This window comes from Mucilaginibacter sp. AK015, from assembly GCF_014200785.1.
In the GTDB taxonomy this organism is placed as follows: domain Bacteria; phylum Bacteroidota; class Bacteroidia; order Sphingobacteriales; family Sphingobacteriaceae; genus Mucilaginibacter.
Map to the genome: position 1 here is coordinate 1645751 of NZ_JACHCV010000001.1, position 20271 is coordinate 1666021.

Here is a 20271-nt window from a genome sequence, read left to right on the forward strand (position 1 = left end):
ATATTAAACCTTTATAAAGATTAAACTTCTTCGGTTTCTTCAGCAGCAGGAGCATCAGCTTCAGGCTCTGCTTTTTTAGCGGCAGGGGCTTTTTTGGCAGCTTTGCTTTCTGCACCTTCCATTTGCTCTTTTAACTGAGCAAGAACGCTAAGGTCGCCTAAAGTCGATTTCTCTACTGATTCTTTCACTTTCTTAACCGCGTTGTTAGCAGATTTTGCTTCCTTTTTACGGTTTTCGAACTCCTGAACACGGGCATCAGTACGAGCTTCTTCCCATATACGTGAATGTGAAATTACAATACGCTTATTCTCTTTGTTGAACTCGATAATTTTGAATTCAGCAGTTTCTTCAGCCTTTATTGCTTTACCATCTTCTTTAACCAGGTGTTTGGTTGGGCAGAAGCCTTCAACACCGTAAGGTAAAGCTACGATAGCGCCTTTGTCAGTTACTTTCAATACGGTACCTTCGTGTATCGAATCGATAGTAAAGATGGTTTCAAAAGTATCCCAAGGGTTTTCTTCAAGCTGTTTGTGGCCTAAGCTCAGTTTACGGTTCTCGATGTCAAGCTCCAGAACAACCACGTCTAATTTTTCGCCAACCTTAGTAAATTCGTTAGGGTGGTTTACTTTTTTAGACCACGAAAGGTCAGAGATGTGGATAAGGCCGTCAATTCCGTCTTCCAGTTCAACAAACACACCAAAGTTGGTCATGTTTTTAACTGTAGCAACGTGCTGGGTACCTACGGCGTATTTAGCGCCGGCATTTTGCCATGGGTCAGGTGTAAGTTGTTTGATACCTAAGCTCATTTTGCGTTCGTCGCGGTCTAAGGTCAATACCTGAGCTTCAACTTCGTCGCCAACTTTCAGGAATTCCTGAGGGTTGCGCAGGTTTTGAGACCATGACATTTCTGATACGTGGATCAAACCTTCAACACCCGGGATAATTTCCAGGAACGCGCCGTAATCAGCAACAGTTACAATTTTACCTTTAACCTTCGAACCTATCTGCAGGTTTTCGTCAAGCGACTGCCAAGGATGCGGGGTAAGTTGTTTTAAACCTAAAGCGATACGTTTTTTCTCGTCATCAAAATCCAGAACAACAACGTTGATCTTCTGATCCAATGAAAGAACTTCTCTCGGATGCTCGATACGGCCCCAAGATATATCTGTAATGTGCAGTAAGCCGTCAACACCACCAAGGTCAATAAATACACCAAAGTCGGTAATGTTTTTAACGGTACCTTCCAATACCTGGCCTTTTTCAAGTTTGGCCACAATTTCGGTTTTTTGGTTTTCCAGGTCGTCTTCAATAAGCACTTTGTGCGATACCACTACGTTTTTAAACTCGTGGTTTATCTTAACAACTTTAAATTCCATTGTTTTGCCCACATAGATATCGTAATCCCTGATAGGTTTGATATCAATTTGCGAGCCTGGTAAAAAGGCTTCAACGCCCATTATATCTACAATTAAACCACCTTTAGTACGGCTTTTTACAAAACCTGTGATGATCTCATCGTTATCCAGAGCCGAATTAATACGCTCCCATGATTTTTGAGTTTTTGCACGTTTGCGTGAAAGCACTAACTGACCGTTAGCATCTTCCTGCGATTCTACAAACACCTCAACTGTGTCACCAACCTTCAGGTCTGGTGTATCACGGAACTCAGAAACAGATACCAAACCGTCAGATTTAAACCCGATGTTCAATACCACATCTTTGTTGTTGATATTTACAACTGTACCGGTGATGATTTCGCCTTTAGTGATAGAACTGAATGTTCCGTCATAAAGTTTTTCTAATTTCTCACGGTCGCTGTCGCTGTAGTTACCAAATTTTTTATCGTCTGCATCCCAGTCAAAATCCTGATCTGGTGTTGCCGCGATCTGCGATTTGATGTCTTCAATTGATATTGAATCAGCTTCTGATTCAATTGTTTCCTTCTCAGCAGTTGCCGCAACTGTATCCAGTTCAGCCTGCTTTGCTTTTAATTCTTTTTCTGCTTCTTGTTTTTTTGCCATTAATAAATTTTACTCCTTTTTCCCAACACTTAATTGGGACTGCAAAGGTACGGATATAATTTTTATAGATAAAAATATATTTAATGTTAATTATTGAGTTTTAAGCACTTTTATTGTAATACAAACGCATTATTGAAAAATTTAACGCAAATAAGTACCAAGCTTACTGGTTTTATTGATCAAAAAATGGCTATAATCCGTCAGCAGATTTCATCTTTTCCTCAATTTCGTGGTAAATGCTCATGAAACCACTTATCAGGTTAAGGCGATAGTTTAGCAGCAGGCCGGTCATCTCTTCTTCTTGTTGCGGGGTAAACGGGTTGCGCCAAACCCGCATACAAATGCGCTTCAGGGCGTAGGTTATTTGCCCGATATTGATATACGTGTTCAAGTAGCGGCTTCGTTTAAATTCCTCGAAAAAATTAAAGAAAATTTGGGGATTTTCCAGTTTTGCAAAAGATAAAAACTCACGGATCACATCTTCCTCGCAGTTGTCTAAATGGCCGTAAAAATCGTTAACGCTTATTTCATTTGTGGTGATAAGCAGGTTATCCAGTATCAGTTCTATAGCGATATGCCCCAAAAAGAAAGGCTTGACCGGTGACCCGGCAATTACCGGTGCCAGCAGGTTTTTAAGGTTATGCGAATGCGTCAGAAAAAAGTCTGCCGAGTGAAAGTGTTTATCTACCAGTAAATGTTTGTTCCAGCCGGCTATTATGGAATTTACTTTTGCATCTTTATGTATCAATTTTTCGGGGTGCAGCACAATGGTTTTATCGGCGTTCTTTAACAGATCGGGCAATACGGTGCCTAATGTAAAGTAGCAGTCGGTTGTATCCCTGTCAAAATAATAGTGCGAAAGAAAATTCATAGGAGGCGGCGTTGATACGTCTGTTTTTGAACAAAGTACAAAAATCGGGCTAAAGCAGGAAAGCAATATTACATATATTATAAACCAATGACGGTTTTGCAGAACTATGCCACCAAATAATTATTCTGTTATCTTTGCCATCCCGGATAAAACGGGCTTAAAGTTTACAAGATGAATTTTGTTGAAGAATTACGCTGGAGAGGCATGCTGCACGATATTATGCCCGGCACCGAAGAACTGCTAAACAAAGGTATGGCTTCGGGATATATTGGTTTTGACCCCACTGCCGATTCGCTGCACGTTGGGCATTTAACCCAGATCATGACGCTGATACACTTTCAGCGCGCGGGCCACAAACCTTATGCGCTGGTGGGCGGCGCTACCGGCATGGTAGGCGATCCGTCGGGTAAATCGGCCGAGCGTAATTTACTATCCGAAGATGTGCTTAACCATAACTTAAAGTCGGTACAGGCACAGCTGGAGAAATTTCTGGATTTTAACAGCGGCGCCAACAGCGCCCAAATGGTAAATAATTACGACTGGTTTAAAAACTTCACCTTTTTGGATTTTATAAGGGATGTAGGCAAGCACCTCACGGTAAATTACATGATGGCTAAAGACTCGGTTAAGAAACGGCTGGAAGGCGATACCGGCATGTCGTTTACGGAGTTCACTTACCAGTTGGTGCAGGGTTACGACTTTTACTACTTATGGAAACATAACAACTGCGTGCTGCAGATGGGCGGCAGCGACCAGTGGGGCAATATTGTTACCGGTACCGAACTGATCCGCCGTAAGGACCAGGGCGAAGCTTATGCATTAACCACCCAATTGATCAAAAAAGCTGATGGCACCAAATTTGGCAAAACCGAAAGCGGCGCGGTATGGCTCGACGCAGCCCGCACCTCGCCATACCAGTTTTACCAATTTTGGCTTAACACTACAGATGTAGACGCCAAGGCTTATATACGCATATTTACCCTGTTTGACCGCGAAATTATAGAAGCGATGGAAACTGAGCACGATGCAGCGCCCCATACCCGCGTTTTACAAAAAGCCCTGGCAAAAGACATTACACTGCGTGTGCATGGCGAAGCTGGTTTTGAAAAAGCCATCAAATCCACCGAGTTTTTATTCGGCAACACCGGCATCGAGTTTTTAAGCGAGCTGAACGATGAAGAAGTATTGGCCATATTTAGCGGCGTACCAAACTTTACTGTAGCCAAGAGCGAAGTGGAAGCAGGTATAAACGTATCTGATCTTCTTGCTGCCAAAACGGCTGTGTTCCCGTCAAAGGGCGAGGCAAAAAAGATGATTCAGGGCGGTGGTGTAGCTATAAATAAAGCGAAGGTAAATACGCCGGAAGATGTATATACCACCGGCGATCTGATCAATAACAAATACCTGGTAGCACAAAAAGGAAAAAGGAACTACTTCTTAATTGTGGCTGAATAATTTAAATGCGGTTAGTAACATATATTCTAAATATTAGCAACTAATTAAAACTAAATATTTAGTTTTACGGTACAATTTGTAACCGTTATGAAAAAGCTGCTTTTATTTGCCGTAATGCTGTCTCCTGTTGCATGTTTTGCCCAAAAACCTGATATGGCGGTGGGTAAAGCTACTTACCAGTACATCCACATCAGGGATACAACCAACCGGGATAAGCCCTATAAGGAAACAATGGCCTTGTTGCTTGGCCGTAACGCCAGCGTTTACCGCAGCGTTACCAAACAGCAGCAGGAAGAAGAAATGGCTAACCAGGTAGCCAGCCAGGTAAAAAGCGCACCCGACCCTAACCACCTGGCGCTTACTATCACCGGGCCGGGGCCGGTATCAACAGACGAATACTATCAATACATAAACAACAAAAAATTATACATAGAAGAACAGGTTATTAATTACTACCTGACAGAAGAACCTTTGCCCGCAATTAAATGGACCATACAACCGGATACGATGAGTTTTGGTACCTTGCACGCGCAAAAGGCGACAGCTCATTTCAAAGGTCGCGATTACATCGCCTGGTTTTGCACCGATCTGCCTTTTCATAATGGCCCGTGGAAATTAAACGGCCTGCCCGGGCTGATAGTGGAAGCATCTGATGTTAAAAAAGAAGTAGTATTTAAATTTATGGGGTTTGAAGATGTAAGTAAACTGAACCAAACTATTTTGCCGCCCGCCGATGATATTAAAACTACACCGCAAGACCTTGCAAGGCTAAAAGAAGCGAGGGTTAAAGACCCGGCCGGGTTTAGTAAGGCGGCCCATGGCGGTGGCCAGCAGCGACGGTCTTCAAACGCTTTCATGAGCAGTATCGACCCTAATAAAATAGCGAGTATTAATATTGTAAAGTCAACATCGGATAACAACAGGATAAACAATAACCCTATAGAACTGCCCGAAAAAAAGTAAACCCGCCATGGCGGGTTTAAATATGATTTAGAAGTCGCTTAGCAGCTCCAGTTTTTTATGGTTATATTCTTCTTGAGATATCAGGCCACTTTCAAAAAGCGTTTTTAATCTTTTTAATTTCTCAGTAAGCTCATCCTTTTTAGGTTCCTCGGGCACAATCGGCGCAGGGGTTGGGATTGGAACCGCTGCGGGCTGCGGTGCTGCCGGCGACTGGAACTGGGCATGAGCTGCCGGGTCGATGTTTAGCGCGCCCGATTCGGCACGTTTTTCTTCCAGTTCGCGCAGGCGGCGGGCTTCGCGCTCCGCTTCCTTACGTTCCTGTGCATATTGGTATAATTTACGGGCTTGCACTTTGGGCAGGTAGTCAACCCCCATTTCGGTGCCTATGGTAGTTTTGGCGCTGAACACGGCGCCTATTATTTCTTCCTTGGTGTACACATCAACAATATCCTTCCACACAAAATCAACAAACTTTATTGACAGGCCAAGGTTTGCCGGGGTAAAAAACAGGATACGTTTATTGGTAATGGCAATACAATCCGGGAAAAGGTTTACAATAGGTTTTTTTTGTACAGCTATATATATAATTTCCTCGCCCGTGGTAAGCAGGTCAACCAAGCGGCTGTATACTTTTTCAACCGCCTTAGGGTCTTGTTCGTCACGTAAGAATTTTTCGATCATGATGTTGATGTCGTTAACGGCGCAAAAATAATAATATTATGCCAATTAGGTAATTATTAGGCGATGAGCAAATTACATCCCCTGATGTCAGAATTATCGAAACGGCCTATCACCTCAAAAGAGCCGTCGGCATAAACCTTACCCAGGTCCTGCGTCGCGATGAACGAGCAGGAATTGAGATTGGCCAGGTCAATGATATTTATACCGCCTGTTTTACCCGTATCGGTTAGTGTGAACGGATCGTTTGTATCGCGGGTGATGATCTTCATCCAGGGCGGGCAATAAAATATACCTTCGCCCTTTGAATAGGCTTGCGACAAAAGCTCGGTCATACCATATTCAGAGTGAATGGCGTCTACCCCAAACCCGGCGCACAAGGCGCTGTGCAGCTCCTCGCGTATCATCTCTTTCCGCCGACCTTTCATACCGCCGGTTTCCATCACAATCAGTTCCGGAAAATCAATTTGATAAGTATCTACAAAATCCAACAGGGCGAAAGTTACGCCTATCAGCAAGGTTGGCTTATTTGCGGCTTTTTGCTGTTGCAGCTTTTGGTGAAGTTCTTCGTGATTGTACAGATAGAACCCACTGTCGGCATTCGCCGATTGGCTGATCAGATCCCGCGCCATATAAATAAGCGATGAGCCTTCCCTTTCCAGGTATGATGGCAGCAGCGCCAGCACAGTATACCCCTTTATATCGCCGTAAAACAGATCAAAAGCCTTACGGAAACTTTCCTCATACCAACTTACATCCGTAACGTGATGACGGCTGGTAATGACGCCGGTAGTGCCCGAACTGGTGAAAACCGCCTCATCTACGTCGCCTGAGGTAACTACCCGGTGCGACTTAAAAAACTCTACGGGCATAAAAGGTATTTGCTCAACCGACTTTATTTCGACTTTTTTTGACCTTAAACCGGCCACAAAACGACCATAAACGTCGCAGTTGGCAGCCTGGTAGTTAAATACCTGCAAAGCAAGCTCGTTGAAACTATCTGCACTGTCAATAGCGAATACCTGCTGTTTACCCGGCTTTATCATGTACAGCAAAGATAAAAAGATGTGCAGATATGCAAATGTGCGTATATGCAGGTGAATGTAATTATTAGCTTATTATAGCGTAATTTAGTACAACAAATATTCTGAATTAGAGTTATAGGAACATAAATCCACAACAGATATAGCTATGAAAACATTAAAATTATTTAGCCTGCCGATACTGCTAAGCACATTTTTCATACTTGCCTCGGCAAAGCCCGCCGACGATAAGGGAACCGCCAAAATAAACGACGCTACCAAGGTTTTGAAGGACTTCAGCAAAATGAAGGAGAGCATCCCCCATCAGTTGCTCGAAGAATATGAGGGTGTGGTTATTATCCCTAAGTTAATTAACGCCGGTTTTGGAATTGGCGGCAAACGCGGACAAGGTGTTGCTATGGTAAAGCTGGCCGATGGTAAATGGAGCGATCCTGTTTTTATAACGCTTACCGGTGGCAGCATAGGCTTTCAGATAGGTGTGCAATCGGTTGATATGGTGTTGGTTTTTCGTAACAAAGGCGTTTTGGCCAAAGTGGAGAGCGGCGATTTTACCATAGGCGGCGATGTTTCGGCAGCGGCTGGCCCGGTTGGTCGCAGTAGCACCGCCAGCACCGATTATAAGCTACAGGCCGAGGTTTACTCCTACTCGCGCAGCAAAGGCTTGTTTGCCGGTATCAGCATAAACGGCAGTAACCTGGCTATCAACAAAAGCGCCAACGAAGCCTACTATGGTGAAGCTACCGCATCGGAAGATATATTTGCCAGGGCTACCGATAAATCTGAAGCGGTTACGCGACTGAAGGCAACGCTGAACGCGTTATAAAATCGCTATTTATTATAAGAACGCCGGGGCTGATAGTCCGGGCGTTTTTGTTTAGGTTGAAATTTTTCCTAATCGCAATCGCCCGGCTCTTGCCGGGTGATCAATATTATAAGGCCTCTGGCCTGCTCCCATATTGCGGCGGGACGCCGCTCAATGACTGACACTCGGCTGGACCCGGGCGATTGCGGGAGTATAAAAAAGTGGTAGCCTGTGCGATTCCCTCCCACCGGGAGGGCGCAGGGAGGGGTTTAACGGAGTGTACAAACCCCTCCCTGCCCTTCACATTCCAACCACACCCCTCCCATGGGAGGGAATTTATTCAAAACATTGTATTGTGCAAGATCAAAGAGACGATAACCTATGTCTATGCCTTTTCCTTCTCAAACACCCGCTTCATCAAAAACCCGGATAATGCCGACATCCCTCCGGCCAGGCCGCCAATTACAGCCATAACAGCCAGCAGCAACAACCAGTTTGGTAAATGAAAAACGTGCGCCACACGGGTAGCCAGTATATGATCGTTAGGGAAACTTTTTAGCAAGGCAAGCGCTATCCATGCTAACGATACGCCGGCAAAACCACACCAGAATGCCCAGCTTGATCTTTTACCAAAAACAAGCGCAGCGCCAAAAGCCAGTATACAACCTACCCACCAGGGGAAAAGGTAACCGCTTATAAATGCCAATAACAGTATTACAGGGAACAGCATAGTTTATTTGCTTAAGGTTAATGTTTGTTTTATCCGTGAGGATGTTTCGGTAGCCGATCGCAGGTAGAGCAGTTCTTTTAGTCTGCCGTCCTGCCACGTCTTTAGCATGTCATCATAAAAAAAGCTGCCGGGGTTGCCGGATTGCCCGCCGGGGATGATGCCATAGCCCTTAACCTGCGGACCAAGCTGTACCACCATGCGCCACGAAGGGCCGTGACCGTCTACCAGCGCGTTCACTACCGAGCTGTTTCCGCCTGATGCAAAATTACCGGAGCCAAGGCCCGGTACATGGCCCAGGTGGGTTACCTCAAACGGTTTTACATTGCCCCATTGCCAGGCCTTGCCTATGGCAGGGCCATGGTTTTTTACCAGTTCGTTAACAGCCGCGTTAAAAGAGCTGCTAAGTACGTCTGCCGCGGTTTCTTTAACGGGTGTGCGCTTATTATCAAACCAAGCCGAATTGGGCTCGTTTATGAGTAGTGTTTCCGTACGATCTACCCCCGGAAACTGCATAATTGTCTTTTTATCTCCAAAATCATCGTTCCAGGTAAACTGGTAGAATTTGGCAAACCACGTGTTTACTATACTTGCACCGACCGAGTTAGCGCTAAAGTGCTTGTCCCATTTCTTTACGCTGTCTAAAGCCGCAAGCTGCGTGTCGTCAAGTTTGCTGGCATCAAGGTATTTGAGCATGGTGGGTAAAATATCCTGCGCGCGGATGCTGTAATCGTCCATTTGCAAAATACGCATGCTATCCACGGTTGCTTTGCTCATGGCAGCAAGGCGGTCGTTAATGCGTTTACCGCGTTCATAACTCTCAAACCGCCAGTTAATATAATACGGATAGCTTTTATCGGTAGATGACTGGTTGGCCGAGCTTACAAAGCCACGCGGCGGGTTTTTAACGGTTGGGTTTTGCTCGTAGGGTATCCAGCCATGCCAGTCGTTGGCCGGGTCGCTGCCATCCATAATAAATTTACCCTGATCGTGATATTTTAACGGCAGTTTACCGTTTGGTGTAATAGCAATATCATTATCTGCCGATGCAAAAATAAAGTTCTGCGCAGGTGCGGTAAAATACTTTAAGGCTTCACGATAGTCGTCGTAGTTTTTTGCCCGGTTAAGCAGGTAAAAGGTTTTAAACTCGTCGCTTTCGTCGTGTGCTATCCAGCGCAGGGAATTCCCTACCGGTATGTTACCACGGCCCTTTTTGGCCATGGCGGCATTATCGTAAACTACAGGGCCGTGGTGGGTATACAAAATGGTATCCATCAGCGGTTTCTCGCCGCGTATGTTTATTACCTCAACCTTACGGGTTACGTTGTTCCATTTGTTATTATACCAGTATTGGGTGCGGCTGGCGTCCTTAAATTTCACCTGGTACCAATCCAGTATATCGGCATCAACATTGGTTACGCCCCAGCTTACCTTTTGGTTGTAACCAATTACTACGCACGGAGCCCCGGGCAACGTAACACCATAAACGTTTACACCCGGCGCCGTCATTTGCATCTGATACCAGATGGATGGCAGGGTGAGGTTAAGATGCGGATCGTTCGCTAAAATGGGGTAGCCCGAAGCGGTTTTAGCGCCGCTTACCGCCCAGTTGTTGCTGCCTATACCTTCTATCCTATCCATATTTTTCATACCTGCCAGCATTTGCGCCTTAAAGGCTGCAGGCGGCTCAGGTATGGGCAAGGGCTTAAAATCCCATTTTGTACCTGCCGGGATAACAGGATCTTCGCGTGTGGGATAATCCGGGAACAGGTCGTTGGTTATTTTAGCGCCAAACTTATTTAGTACGTTGGTCATCGCAAGTTCGTCTGAACCGCCCGCCAGGGTTTCTGACATCAGCTTTAACAGGTAGGCGGAGTTTATGGGCTTCCACTCCTCGGGTGCATAGTTTAGCAGTTTAAACTCTATGGGGTATCCGGCAGGTTTAAGGCTTTTGATATAAGCGTTAACGCCATCGCTGTAAGCCGTTATCACCTTGCTCATTACCGGGTCTTTCATGATGCCCTGCAGGGTGCGTTCGGCACCGTAGGTCATGCCCATGCGGCGGTGGTAACGGTCCAGTTCAAGGGCTTTGGGGCCCACCACTTCTGATAGCCTGCCCGCCGCGCTGCGGGTTTGGATATCCATTTGCCATAGGCGGGCCTTTGCAGTCAGATAACCCTGCACGTAGTAAAGATCGTGATCGTTCTCTGCAAAAATATGCGGCACCATGTCTTCGTCAAACTTTACGGTAACCTTGCCCTGCAAGCCGTTAAGCTTTAAATTTTGGGTTGGGATGATGTTTTTGCTTTCGGCATTCTGCCAAAACCCGGTTGATGGGTTAAGGAACGCGCCAAGCGGCGGTATGTCGCCAAATTTGGTCTGCAGCGCCCAAATAAGCGCCAGTGTGATCACTAAGGAAAGGACAGCCTTAAATACTTTCATATATGCATTCCGGGTATTTAAGGCAATATAGTTATTGTATGCCGATTTAAAAAGATACCGTATCGCGGTGCTTGCGCGATTTTCGTTTTTTATAATGCTTTTTGGGTTTGGTAGTTTTCTGCTCAACACGCCGGGTTTTGCCTTCCTTTCTGAAAATCCAGGGCGGGGTTGGGTTTGCATCCTGCCATAGGCCCAGGTGTGCTTCGCGGGCGTGTTCTTCCAGACTTGCCAGTTCCATATTTTTTGAATACGCCCGGTATTGCCAGGCATAGCCCTGTTTCACTATCTCGTAGTTTACGTTAGTGCCGTTTTCCAGTTCCACCTTCCCTACTGTGCGGCCGTAGCGGTCGTGTTGGTTACCAATGAGTTTCACCATTTTACCAAAGCACAGGTTTGATGTAAATTGCTTGGCGGCCTGACCAAATGCCTGGCTTTTTTCCGGGGCGTCTATCTCGGCGAGGCGTACGGTGATGCTTTGGTTATCGGGCGAAAGCAGTACCATGGTATCGCCATCCTTTACCCCTACTACTTTGTACAGGGTTTCGTTTTTATTACAACCAATTGTTAGCGTAAGAACGAAAAGACAAAGGAATAAAGACTTTTTGAGCATGGGGCGAAGATAATACATTACGCAAAAAGACGCGAAGTATGGTGTCTATCTACATGCACTATTTACTCCCATGTAAGCTCCACGCATTACCATCCGGGTCTTTTACGGTAGCAAAACGACCCCAAGGGGTGTTATCGGCATTACCAACGTCAATGCCTTTAGCGGCAAGCTCCTTGATGGTTCCATCCAGATCGTCGCATTTGATCACAAAGCCCTGTATGCTGCCGGGCTTTAAATCGGGAAACCAGTTTACCAGCGTAATGGTTGTGCCCCCATCGGGCAGGCTCAGCTGGATCCAGTTAGCACCGCCCTGAAAGGGCGCCTCGATCATTAAGTTGAACCCAAATTTCAGATAAAACTGTTTAGCAGCCTGCTGGTCGGTTACCGGGATAGAAATAACTTCGATCGATCTCATCACTTATAAGGTTGGTTGTTAACGGTTGTGTAATAACAATATGTATCAAAAATAAAGCTGATATTTGTATTTACTAATCAAAAGATGTTTGGCGATGGGAAAATTCACTGTACCGGATAAAGTGCTGTTTGTGTGTACAGGCAGTAAATGCGGTAAACGGGGCGGCAAGGATATGTATAAAACGGCCCGTAAGTTTGCCAAACACAGTGACCAGGATATTGAAGTGATACGTATAGAATGTACAGACCGGTGTGATTACGCACCGGTCTGTACTATGTCTCCCGGCAATATCTGGTTAAAAGAATATTCGGAGAAGGATGTTTTAAAGCTTTTGTTAGCTAAAGATTAAGCCTCGCTATCGTACTTTATGTCGCCCACGTGCTTATCAATCTGCCACCTGCCGGTGCCTTCTTCGCCAATAACATCAAACAATTCTAAAGCACGGCGGGCTTTATACTCTTCTTCGCGCTGCTCTTTCAGAAACCAGTTCAAAAATTCGTTTGTTACAAAATCCTGCTCTTTTAAGCAACGGGCGTAAATGTTTTTTATAGATTGCGTAACGCTGATCTCCTGGTCAAGGGCTTCTTCAAACACCTCGCGGAACGAATTATATTCTTGCTTGATGCCGGTTATCTCTGGAGATATAGCATTACCGCCCATATCCAGTATGTATTTGTAAAATTTAAGCTGATGCTGTCGTTCCTCTTCGGCCTGTTTAAAAAAATATTCAGACGAGTAGTCGAACCCATTGCGGTTACACCACGATGCCATTGACAGGTAAACAGCCGATGAATAAGCTTCCTTTTTAACTTGCTGGTTTAAAAGCATTTCTACATCTGCAGAAATAAGGCTTCGTACGCGGATAAGATCTTTCATGTTGATAATATTTAGAACTACTTAAACAAGGCAACAAACGTGCCGACTTCATTAGTTAACACAATATTACACCTATAGATCAGCAGGAAACGAAAATAAAGGCAATATGAATTCAGTCTAAATTACTAACCAACAACACGATACAGCCGATCTTGCAGTATGCTGTTGAGTTGCAGCATTACAAAGGTGCCTTCAAGCAGATCCTTTAAAGCGATGATCTGTAACAGGGAAAGTATGTAACAGTGGTCGCAGGCGCAGATAAAAATGATCTCTACATCGGGGTCTTTTGTGGTTTCTAACAACTTAGCTTCTATATCTACATTGTAAACCGCTTTCTTTAGTTTCAGTAAACAACGGTAATCAAAGCGGGCAACTTTTCCGGCAAAGTCGATATACCAGCAACGTTCGGCATCGCACTGATAAACAGCGCCCGCATTTGTGCTGAACACATCTGCCCAGGTATTAATTTGTGGATCTGTTAGAGTTTTAATCATTCGACGTCACAAAAGAACGCACTATTTATAATTATTCCAAATAATGTTAATAATTATTTATAATACATATAAACACCGGCATGATAACTTTGCAGCATTTAATACCGTTGAAAATTATATGAAATACTTTTTCACAACCCTTTTTTTGCTGATCGCTGTTACCGCGTTTGGCCAGCAACATCCTATTCAAAAGATCAACATCTCACACCTCACCAAAAACTTTTATGTGTGCGTATCATATGGTTACCCGGATGGCGACGAGCCCTTCCCGGCCAACTGTTTGTTCGCGGTTACCGATAAGGGTATAATCCTGATCAATACCCCCTGGGGTGATGAACAAACGCAGCAGTTGGTTGATAGCGTTCAACGGCGTTTTAACAAAAAGATAGTGTTGTGCATCGCCACCCATTTCCATGACGATTGTGTAGCCGGTTTTGATGTACTGAAAAAGCAGGGTACTAAAACCTACACCAGCAAACAAACTTACGCGCTTGCCAAAAAGGAAAACAACGAACTGCCGCAGTACACCTTTACCCGCGACACCACTTTTACCTTTGACGGCGTAACCCTGCAAACCTGGTTCCCGGGCGAGGGGCATACGCGGGATAATATTGTAGTATGGTTCCCGCAGGATAAGATCCTGTTTGGCGGGTGCCTGGTTAAAAGTTTAGAGGCCACTACAAAAGGCTTTACCGGCGATGCCAACCTTAAGCAATGGCCCCTAACTATCGATAATGTTGGCCGCAAATTCGCTGATGCGCGTTATGTTATACCCGGCCACCAGGGGTGGCAGGGCAGCACAAAACAATTAAGGCACACGCAGCAGATCATTGGTAAGCAATAACTATTGGTTATTTTCTGGTTTTAGTTTTTGCTGTTCTTTCACAATAATGTTTACCGCGTGGGCTAAAAATTGCTTTTGACCTTCGTTCAGCTCATTTACTTTACCATCGTTGTTAAACTCGTAAGCCACCTTGCCGTGACTATCGCTGCTGGCTGTAAAGCCCTCACCGTTTTCCTCAAATTCCAGGTATCCCCCATCCGAGATATGCTCAATGGCGGTCTTGTCTAATGTAAAAACGATCTTACCCGAGTATTTTATCTTTTGTGTAAGGTTATCAGTTTTGTTAACTATGGTTGTTGATTTGCCGGGCAGGCAGGCTGTAATAGCACTAAGCATTACCAATACCAGTGCAATAATCTGTATTTTTTTGTTCATCGTTCTCCTGTTTGTTTGAATTAATGAATCAAAAATAAACATTACATGGTATTATGCAATACATAGTACTATTTAAATTTATAAAATACTGATAGTCAGTAAAATAATTTTTTATATTATTCGCTCCTCAAACTTTTAACCGGGTTAACCAGCGCGGCTTTTATCAATTGATAGCTTACGGTAGCTAAAGCTATACCTACAGCTATTATCCCTGCCAATACAAATATCCCCCAATGTATTTGAATCCGGTAAGTGTAATCCTGCAGCCATCTATTCATCAAATACCATGTTATTGGCGCGGCTACGGCAAAGCCTATCCCAATTAACACAACAAACTCTTTAGAGAACAGGTACACTATAGCCGATATTGATGATCCTAAAACCTTTCGTATACCCACCTCCTTTATACGCTGAACAGCCATAAATGATGCCAGCCCGTATAGCCCAAGGCAGCTTAGCAAAATAGCAATGGCGGCAAAGCTTTGATATATTTTTGATAGCTGGCTCTCCTGTTTGTAATATGCCGCTATGCGTTCGTCCATAAATTTATATTCAAAGGCATAATCGGGGTAAACTTCATTCCACAACTTTTCAATGCCCTTTATAGAAGCGCTCATGTTGGCCGATGATAGCTTGATATTGCTGACCCCGTATTGATTTTTTAAGGTGCTGATCAGCATAGGCGCGTACTCGTCCTTAAACGACCGGTTATGAAAGTTCTTCAAAACCCCTACTATCTTCCCTTTTGCAAAGGTGCCTAAAGCTATTTGCTTGTTTAAGGCGTCTTCGGGTTTTTTAAGGCCCAGCTTTTGAATAACCGCCTCGTTCACTAAAAACTCCCTTACGGTATCCGAAGCCGCAACGTTTCGCCCTGCCACAAGCTTTAACTTATATGTTGGCACGTATTGCTCGTCGGCCATTTGAATAATAGAATAAAAATCGACCTGTTTAATGGCGTTGTCATAAGTAAACATCGTCCAGTTATCATCCTCACCCGCAGGCAGGTCCGAGCTCAGGCTCACCTGCTGTATACCGTTGATGCCCCTAAGTTTATTTTTAAGATAATCGAGTTTGGTGATGGATGCGCTATCTGACGGAAAATGAACGTTTACAATCGCATCCTTTTCAAAACCCATGCTTTCGTGTGTAAAAAAGTTCATTTGCTTTACAATGATGATGGTGCAAATGATAAGCCCCTGCGCTATTACAAACTGGAAGACAACAAGCGCGTGCCTTAAGGATATGCCTTTAGGCGTTTTAAATGCCAGCTTGCTTTTTAAAGCATTTATGGGGTTAAAGCCCGATAATACCATAGATGGATAAAAACCGGCTATTAAGGTTACCATTACTATAAGTACCAGGGTAAACGCCGCCACTTTTACCTGTAATAACATATCTGCCTGTAATGGCAGTTCCATTATTTTACCAACCATAGGGATAGCAAGCGTGCTTATACCCGCGCTTAGTACAAGCGATATAAGCACGATAACAAACGTTTCGGTTAAAAACTGGATTTGCAGCTGGCTGCGGTTACCACCAAGCACTTTTCGGATCCCAACCTCTTTAGCCCGGTTTACTGCCTGGGCGGTAGCCAGGTTAACAAAGTTTACGCAGGCAATTATCAGTATGAACGCCCCTATCATCCAAAGCATATTTATCATTTGCCGTGTGATAGCAATATTGGAGTAATTATCAACCTTACTATCAAAATGCACTTCACTTAATGGCTGGGCCACTTCGCTGTCTTTATTTTCGGGCGAGCGGTATTTTTTCATCAGCGCTTGCAGCTTGCCGGTTAGCTGGGCTCCTGTCATGCCGGCGGGCGCCAATACATAGCAGCCATAAAATCCGCCGGTACTGTCATAATCGTTTGATGTAAGCATGCTGGCGGTGCGGCCCGTGCCTAACGAAAACAGCACCTTAAACTGAAAATCGGTATTCCGGGGAATAGGCGCCATAATACCGGTTACTTTTAAAACGTCCTTATTAGCCCAGCGTATGGTTTTACCCATGGCCTGCCGCCAGTCACCAAAGTATCTTTCGGCGGTTTCTTTTGTTAATAATACCGAATTTGGGTTGCTCAGTGCTGTATTGGCATCGCCCAACAGCAGCGGAAAATCGAAAATCTTAAAGAAAGACGGCGTAGTTGCAAATACTCCGTCCTCTTTAAACTTCTTTTCAATTTGCCCGGCAGCATTTAATACCTGTATCTGCTCGTTATAACCGTGAAATATAGGAGCGTAAGCTTCAAGCTCGGGTATATCTGTTTTCAGGGTTTGCGGTATGCCGCGCGCTATTCCTGCTCCGTAAAAAATGTCTTTCGAATCGGCATGGTGATACTCCGTCAGCATCCGGTATATCCTATCCTTTTTGGTATGAAAATTATCAAAGCTTAAATGGAACTGTATCAGTACAAAAATGACCAGGCAAACAGATATGCCCGAGCCAAGACCAACGATATTTATAAACGTGTACGATTTGTTACGCAACACATTGCGCCATGCTGTTTTAAATAGATTTTTAAACATACCGATGAGTTTTAATAGTTTATGAATGTTCTATCGCGATCGGACAAAGCAGATGCCAGTCGAAAAAGCGCCTCCCTATTCATTTCCGGGCACTTTTTGGCCGAGAGGTGTACGATAACGGACAGTTCTACGTACGGTTTCGTACATTAATTATTAACCATCTGATCGCTCAGGGACAGGTTTACCAGTTCACCCGGACTATTCAACTATTAAATAAATATTTCCTTTGTAACAAAAAGGTTATCTAAAAGCAACGGTAATTTTCATGATTATTGGTTAACATTAGCGCAACAATGCACATCTACCGCTAATGCTAAAAAGGAAATTCCTGTTGCTACCTGTTTTCCTGTTCCCGATGGCAGTTATTTTATCGCAGTGTTTCAGCAAAAGTGAAGCGCACGATCCTCGCGGCCAAGCCTATGCCGGGCCCGAAACCTGTATAAGCTGCCACGCGGATATCAGCAAAAGCTACCTGCACATGGCACATTACATCGCATCTTCGCCGGCATCTGCCAAAACCGTAAGCGGTAGCTTTGCAGACGGTGAGAATGTTTTTCCTTACAACGGTCACTCTGAGGTGTTAATGACTAAAACGGATAGCGGGCTTTATCAAAGCTACTATGTAAACGGAAAAAAAACTGAAGCTGCACGCATGGATATTGCCATGGGCGGCGTTAAGGGCGAAAGTTATTTGTATTGGAACGATAACGAATTATTTCAGCTTCCTGTTTCATTTGATAATACCAAAAATCACTGGATAATGAGCCCTGGCTATGATACCGTTATGGCGAGTTTCGACAGGATGATAAATATTCGTTGCATGGAGTGCCATGCTTCGTACGCCAAAACCGAACCGGGACGTGTACCAAGCTTTGGGGGCGAAACCATTGGCTTTCAAAAAAACTCCGTGATCTTAAGCATCGATTGCGAACGATGCCACGGCGGGGCAAGGCAGCATGTAGATTTCCAGACAGCAAACCCCGGCGTTAAAACGGCAAAGTACATCACTAAAATAAGCGACCTCACACGCGAGCAAAAGGTTGACCTTTGCGGCACCTGTCACTCGGGTACCAAAACCGAGAACTTCAGATCGATATTTGACTTTAAGCCGGGCGATAAACTTACCGATTTTAAGAAACACGCCCCCTCTGCCGGGCCAACAGACCTTGCCCACCTTGATGTGCATGGCGACCAGCTGGATATGTTAAAAACCAGCAAGTGCTACATCAGCAGTAAAATGGACTGCAATACCTGCCACAATACGCATAAAAACGAGCGCGGGAACGCACTGCTTTTTGCACAGCGATGCCAAACCTGCCATAAGGCCGAAAGCCATAACGTTTGTAAAATGACCGGGAAAATAGACGCGACCATACTACAGGCAAAATGTATCGCCTGCCACATGCCCGCCCTCGGCACCAAAGCCATTATAAACGAAAACGAATCGGTACTGATACATACTCACCACATTGCGGTTTATCCTGACGAAATAACCAGGGTTACCAATTATTTGAAGAAGAAATAATAGCGTTAGGTTTGCCACCCAATTCAGCAATACGGCATAAAAACGTTGTACCTACTCTTTTATATGATTCTCCAATACAATAAACGGCTGGCGCTCGTCCCACGATGGCGAGAAATTCGGCTGGAATAAAAACCCGCTGGCGTAGTTGCCCAATATAATATCCGGCTTGCCGTCTTTGTTAAGGTCGCTTACATCCATTGTCATCCAGCGGCCGTACTTGCTCACCGGCACAGCATGCGGTTTAAACTGCATTGGTTTTTCCTGCTCAAAATATATAAATTCTTCAGCAGGGTTATTCTTCATATCGGCAAAGAAAGCGATGGTGGCAATATCCAGATCGCCGTCTTTATCAAAATCAGCAGCTATAACTTTTGTCGCGCCATTGATAGGGTAAAACCAGGTTTGTTTAAAATTAAAATCGCCGGTGTTCTTGTAAATATAGAGGCCATGGTACGGTTTCAGGATCCTGGAATCGCGGAAATTATAACCGCAGGTATATAACAGATCAAGGTTGCCATCGTGGTCGATATCCGCCAGCTGAAAGCTGGTTGAACCGTACACCGGCGGGAAACGCAGCAGTTCTCTGTCGGTAAAGCCGCCCTTTTTATCGTTTAAAAACAAGGTCAAACCTTCGTCGCCGCTGCCAAACAGCACCATGATATCCGGGTAACCGTCGTTATTGAAGTCCTGAGCCACTGCCTGCACCGCGCCTGGCCGCTCAGATATGGTGAATTGTTTGTAAGCTTTATCCGCCCCCTGTTTAAGCAGAAAAACACCTCCTTTAAAATTTCCCTGGCCGCATATCACTGTTTCCATTTTACCGTCCTTGTCAAAATCGGCGCTAACGGTTTGTACAGGGCGCGGCAGGTCTAACGCAATTTGTTCGGGCGTTTGTTTTCCACCTGATAAGTTTACACTAAACACTCTCCCGTTAGGGAAATCTACAAGGTCCATGCGCCCGATGCACGCAATTATGGCTTTATCAATACCATGTTCATCTTTAATAAAACTGGCATCAACGGCCGGCGATGGCATATCAGCAACTTTTGTGGATGTAAACTGTTCATCCCACTCTGTTAACTGCGCTGACATAACGTCGCTGGTGTAAATTTTACCGGTTGCCGGGCTGGCGGCTACCATAGTGGTAAAGCATATATCATTAACCCGTGCAGGCTTTTTCAGGGTAAAGCCGGCCCAATCGTTAACTAAGGCAACAGGCCGTTTAGCCGGTAACAGGGTATCAGGGGCCAGTTTTTTATAATAATCAACAATGGCCTGCCAGTTTACTATTGATATCCCGCCGGTATCCTTGGGATCCTTAAAAAAATCGGGGCCATAGGTAGATATACCTAAGTATTTGGCCATCCCGGGGAGTACGTGCATCCGCCAAACATCCTTTGTAAGGGTATTAGCAGGAACCAGCGCGTGGCATTTTGTGCAATGCTTTTCTACAAGGTACTTACCATCGGCAATGGTATCACCGGTAAGCTTGTAAGGTGCATTGGTTTTGCTTTTACAACCGTCCAGCACGGTACTTAATGATAATAACGCAACCCCCGAAAATATAACAGAAGTAAATAAAAAGGTATGCTTTAATTTCAT

19 protein-coding genes are annotated in these 20271 nt (G+C 44.7%); 6 read left to right on the forward strand and 13 right to left on the reverse strand.

The window, feature by feature from the left end:
• Window positions 1-20: 20 nt before the first annotated feature.
• Together rpsA and HDC91_RS07240 are read right to left on the reverse strand one after the other, a co-directional pair.
• Window positions 21-2021, reverse strand: a complete 2001-nt coding sequence (rpsA, locus tag HDC91_RS07235; protein ID WP_162431515.1) for a 30S ribosomal protein S1 — start codon at window positions 2019-2021, stop codon at window positions 21-23.
• A 190-nt stretch (window positions 2022-2211) separates the two neighbouring features.
• Window positions 2212-2892: a hypothetical protein gene (locus tag HDC91_RS07240; RefSeq protein ID WP_183549908.1), complete on the reverse strand. Its 681-nt coding sequence runs from the start codon at window positions 2890-2892 to the stop codon at window positions 2212-2214.
• Window positions 2893-3063: 171 nt separating this feature from the next.
• Between HDC91_RS07240 and tyrS the strand changes: the two genes are divergently transcribed.
• Window positions 3064-4347, forward strand: coding sequence for a tyrosine--tRNA ligase (tyrS, locus tag HDC91_RS07245; protein WP_183549911.1), 1284 nt, complete (start codon window positions 3064-3066; stop codon window positions 4345-4347).
• Window positions 4348-4434: 87 nt separating this feature from the next.
• Window positions 4435-5310: a GLPGLI family protein gene (locus HDC91_RS07250; RefSeq protein ID WP_183549914.1), complete on the forward strand. Its 876-nt coding sequence runs from the start codon at window positions 4435-4437 to the stop codon at window positions 5308-5310.
• A gap of 27 nt (window positions 5311-5337) precedes the next feature.
• Here the strand turns inward: HDC91_RS07250 and HDC91_RS07255 are convergent, their stop codons facing one another.
• Complete coding sequence (locus tag HDC91_RS07255; protein WP_183549917.1) at window positions 5338-5991, reverse strand: PH domain-containing protein; 654 nt, start codon at window positions 5989-5991, stop codon at window positions 5338-5340.
• Window positions 5992-6047: 56 nt separating this feature from the next.
• Window positions 6048-7034: an acyl transferase gene (locus tag HDC91_RS07260; protein ID WP_183550983.1), complete on the reverse strand. Its 987-nt coding sequence runs from the start codon at window positions 7032-7034 to the stop codon at window positions 6048-6050.
• 145 nt (window positions 7035-7179) lie between these two features.
• Here HDC91_RS07260 and HDC91_RS07265 point away from each other — a divergent pair, with 145 nt between their 5' ends.
• The gene (locus HDC91_RS07265; protein ID WP_183549921.1) at window positions 7180-7854 is read left to right on the forward strand and encodes a lipid-binding SYLF domain-containing protein; all 675 of its coding nucleotides are present in this window, start codon (window positions 7180-7182) and stop codon (window positions 7852-7854) included.
• A 364-nt stretch (window positions 7855-8218) separates the two neighbouring features.
• Here HDC91_RS07265 and HDC91_RS07270 read toward each other — a convergent pair whose 3' ends face one another.
• Genes HDC91_RS07270 through HDC91_RS07285 form a run of 4 tightly spaced genes read right to left on the reverse strand, consistent with a single transcriptional unit; the run spans window position 8219 to window position 12027 of the window.
• Entirely contained in the window at window positions 8219-8563 is a 345-nt protein-coding gene (locus HDC91_RS07270) for a hypothetical protein (RefSeq protein WP_183549924.1), read from the reverse strand.
• 3 nt (window positions 8564-8566) lie between these two features.
• Entirely contained in the window at window positions 8567-11002 is a 2436-nt protein-coding gene (locus tag HDC91_RS07275) for a penicillin acylase family protein (protein WP_183549926.1), read from the reverse strand.
• 46 nt (window positions 11003-11048) lie between these two features.
• Window positions 11049-11612 carry a thermonuclease family protein gene (locus tag HDC91_RS07280; RefSeq protein WP_183549928.1) on the reverse strand — a complete coding sequence of 188 codons (564 nt, stop codon included), beginning with the start codon at window positions 11610-11612 and terminating at the stop codon, window positions 11049-11051.
• A gap of 58 nt (window positions 11613-11670) precedes the next feature.
• On the reverse strand, window positions 11671-12027 hold the full coding sequence (locus tag HDC91_RS07285; RefSeq protein WP_183549932.1) for a VOC family protein: 357 nt from the start codon (window positions 12025-12027) through the stop codon (window positions 11671-11673).
• 94 nt (window positions 12028-12121) lie between these two features.
• On the opposite strand from HDC91_RS07285, the gene HDC91_RS07290 reads away from it, so the two are divergent.
• Window positions 12122-12376 carry a (2Fe-2S) ferredoxin domain-containing protein gene (locus HDC91_RS07290; protein ID WP_162431502.1) on the forward strand — a complete coding sequence of 85 codons (255 nt, stop codon included), beginning with the start codon at window positions 12122-12124 and terminating at the stop codon, window positions 12374-12376.
• Here HDC91_RS07290 and HDC91_RS07295 read toward each other — a convergent pair.
• Window positions 12373-12903, reverse strand: a complete 531-nt coding sequence (locus HDC91_RS07295; RefSeq protein WP_162431501.1) for a ferritin — start codon at window positions 12901-12903, stop codon at window positions 12373-12375. The two genes, HDC91_RS07290 and HDC91_RS07295, sit on opposite strands and share 4 nt — an antisense overlap.
• A gap of 125 nt (window positions 12904-13028) precedes the next feature.
• Window positions 13029-13397, reverse strand: coding sequence for a hypothetical protein (locus tag HDC91_RS07300; protein ID WP_183549935.1), 369 nt, complete (start codon window positions 13395-13397; stop codon window positions 13029-13031).
• 118 nt (window positions 13398-13515) lie between these two features.
• Between HDC91_RS07300 and bla the strand changes: the two genes are divergently transcribed.
• Complete coding sequence (bla, locus tag HDC91_RS07305) at window positions 13516-14241, forward strand: subclass B1 metallo-beta-lactamase (RefSeq protein ID WP_183549938.1); 726 nt, start codon at window positions 13516-13518, stop codon at window positions 14239-14241.
• On the opposite strand, the gene HDC91_RS07310 is transcribed toward bla, so the two are convergent.
• Window positions 14242-14616, reverse strand: a complete 375-nt coding sequence (locus HDC91_RS07310; RefSeq protein ID WP_183549941.1) for a hypothetical protein — start codon at window positions 14614-14616, stop codon at window positions 14242-14244.
• Window positions 14617-14732: 116 nt separating this feature from the next.
• On the reverse strand, window positions 14733-17144 hold the full coding sequence (locus tag HDC91_RS07315; protein ID WP_183549945.1) for an ABC transporter permease: 2412 nt from the start codon (window positions 17142-17144) through the stop codon (window positions 14733-14735).
• Between the two features lie 310 nt (window positions 17145-17454).
• On the opposite strand from HDC91_RS07315, the gene HDC91_RS07320 reads away from it, so the two are divergent.
• Window positions 17455-18669, forward strand: a complete 1215-nt coding sequence (locus HDC91_RS07320) for a hypothetical protein (protein ID WP_183549948.1) — start codon at window positions 17455-17457, stop codon at window positions 18667-18669.
• A gap of 51 nt (window positions 18670-18720) precedes the next feature.
• Here HDC91_RS07320 and HDC91_RS07325 read toward each other — a convergent pair whose 3' ends face one another.
• Entirely contained in the window at window positions 18721-20271 is a 1551-nt protein-coding gene (locus tag HDC91_RS07325) for a VCBS repeat-containing protein (RefSeq protein ID WP_183549951.1), read from the reverse strand.

Coding starts and splice junctions, on each gene's coding strand:
- rpsA (WP_162431515.1), bottom strand. CDS start 2,021: ATGGCAAAAAAACAAGAAGCAGAAAAAGAATTAAAAGCAAAGCAGGCT.
- HDC91_RS07240 (WP_183549908.1), bottom strand. CDS start 2,892: ATGAATTTTCTTTCGCACTATTATTTTGACAGGGATACAACCGACTGC.
- tyrS (WP_183549911.1), top strand. CDS start 3,064: ATGAATTTTGTTGAAGAATTACGCTGGAGAGGCATGCTGCACGATATT.
- HDC91_RS07250 (WP_183549914.1), top strand. CDS start 4,435: ATGAAAAAGCTGCTTTTATTTGCCGTAATGCTGTCTCCTGTTGCATGT.
- HDC91_RS07255 (WP_183549917.1), bottom strand. CDS start 5,991: ATGATCGAAAAATTCTTACGTGACGAACAAGACCCTAAGGCGGTTGAA.
- HDC91_RS07260 (WP_183550983.1), bottom strand. CDS start 7,034: ATGATAAAGCCGGGTAAACAGCAGGTATTCGCTATTGACAGTGCAGAT.
- HDC91_RS07265 (WP_183549921.1), top strand. CDS start 7,180: ATGAAAACATTAAAATTATTTAGCCTGCCGATACTGCTAAGCACATTT.
- HDC91_RS07270 (WP_183549924.1), bottom strand. CDS start 8,563: ATGCTGTTCCCTGTAATACTGTTATTGGCATTTATAAGCGGTTACCTT.
- HDC91_RS07275 (WP_183549926.1), bottom strand. CDS start 11,002: ATGAAAGTATTTAAGGCTGTCCTTTCCTTAGTGATCACACTGGCGCTT.
- HDC91_RS07280 (WP_183549928.1), bottom strand. CDS start 11,612: ATGCTCAAAAAGTCTTTATTCCTTTGTCTTTTCGTTCTTACGCTAACA.
- HDC91_RS07285 (WP_183549932.1), bottom strand. CDS start 12,027: ATGAGATCGATCGAAGTTATTTCTATCCCGGTAACCGACCAGCAGGCT.
- HDC91_RS07290 (WP_162431502.1), top strand. CDS start 12,122: ATGGGAAAATTCACTGTACCGGATAAAGTGCTGTTTGTGTGTACAGGC.
- HDC91_RS07295 (WP_162431501.1), bottom strand. CDS start 12,903: ATGAAAGATCTTATCCGCGTACGAAGCCTTATTTCTGCAGATGTAGAA.
- HDC91_RS07300 (WP_183549935.1), bottom strand. CDS start 13,397: ATGATTAAAACTCTAACAGATCCACAAATTAATACCTGGGCAGATGTG.
- bla (WP_183549938.1), top strand. CDS start 13,516: ATGAAATACTTTTTCACAACCCTTTTTTTGCTGATCGCTGTTACCGCG.
- HDC91_RS07310 (WP_183549941.1), bottom strand. CDS start 14,616: ATGAACAAAAAAATACAGATTATTGCACTGGTATTGGTAATGCTTAGT.
- HDC91_RS07315 (WP_183549945.1), bottom strand. CDS start 17,144: ATGTTTAAAAATCTATTTAAAACAGCATGGCGCAATGTGTTGCGTAAC.
- HDC91_RS07320 (WP_183549948.1), top strand. CDS start 17,455: ATGCTAAAAAGGAAATTCCTGTTGCTACCTGTTTTCCTGTTCCCGATG.
- HDC91_RS07325 (WP_183549951.1), bottom strand. CDS start 20,271: ATGAAATTAAAGCATACCTTTTTATTTACTTCTGTTATATTTTCGGGG.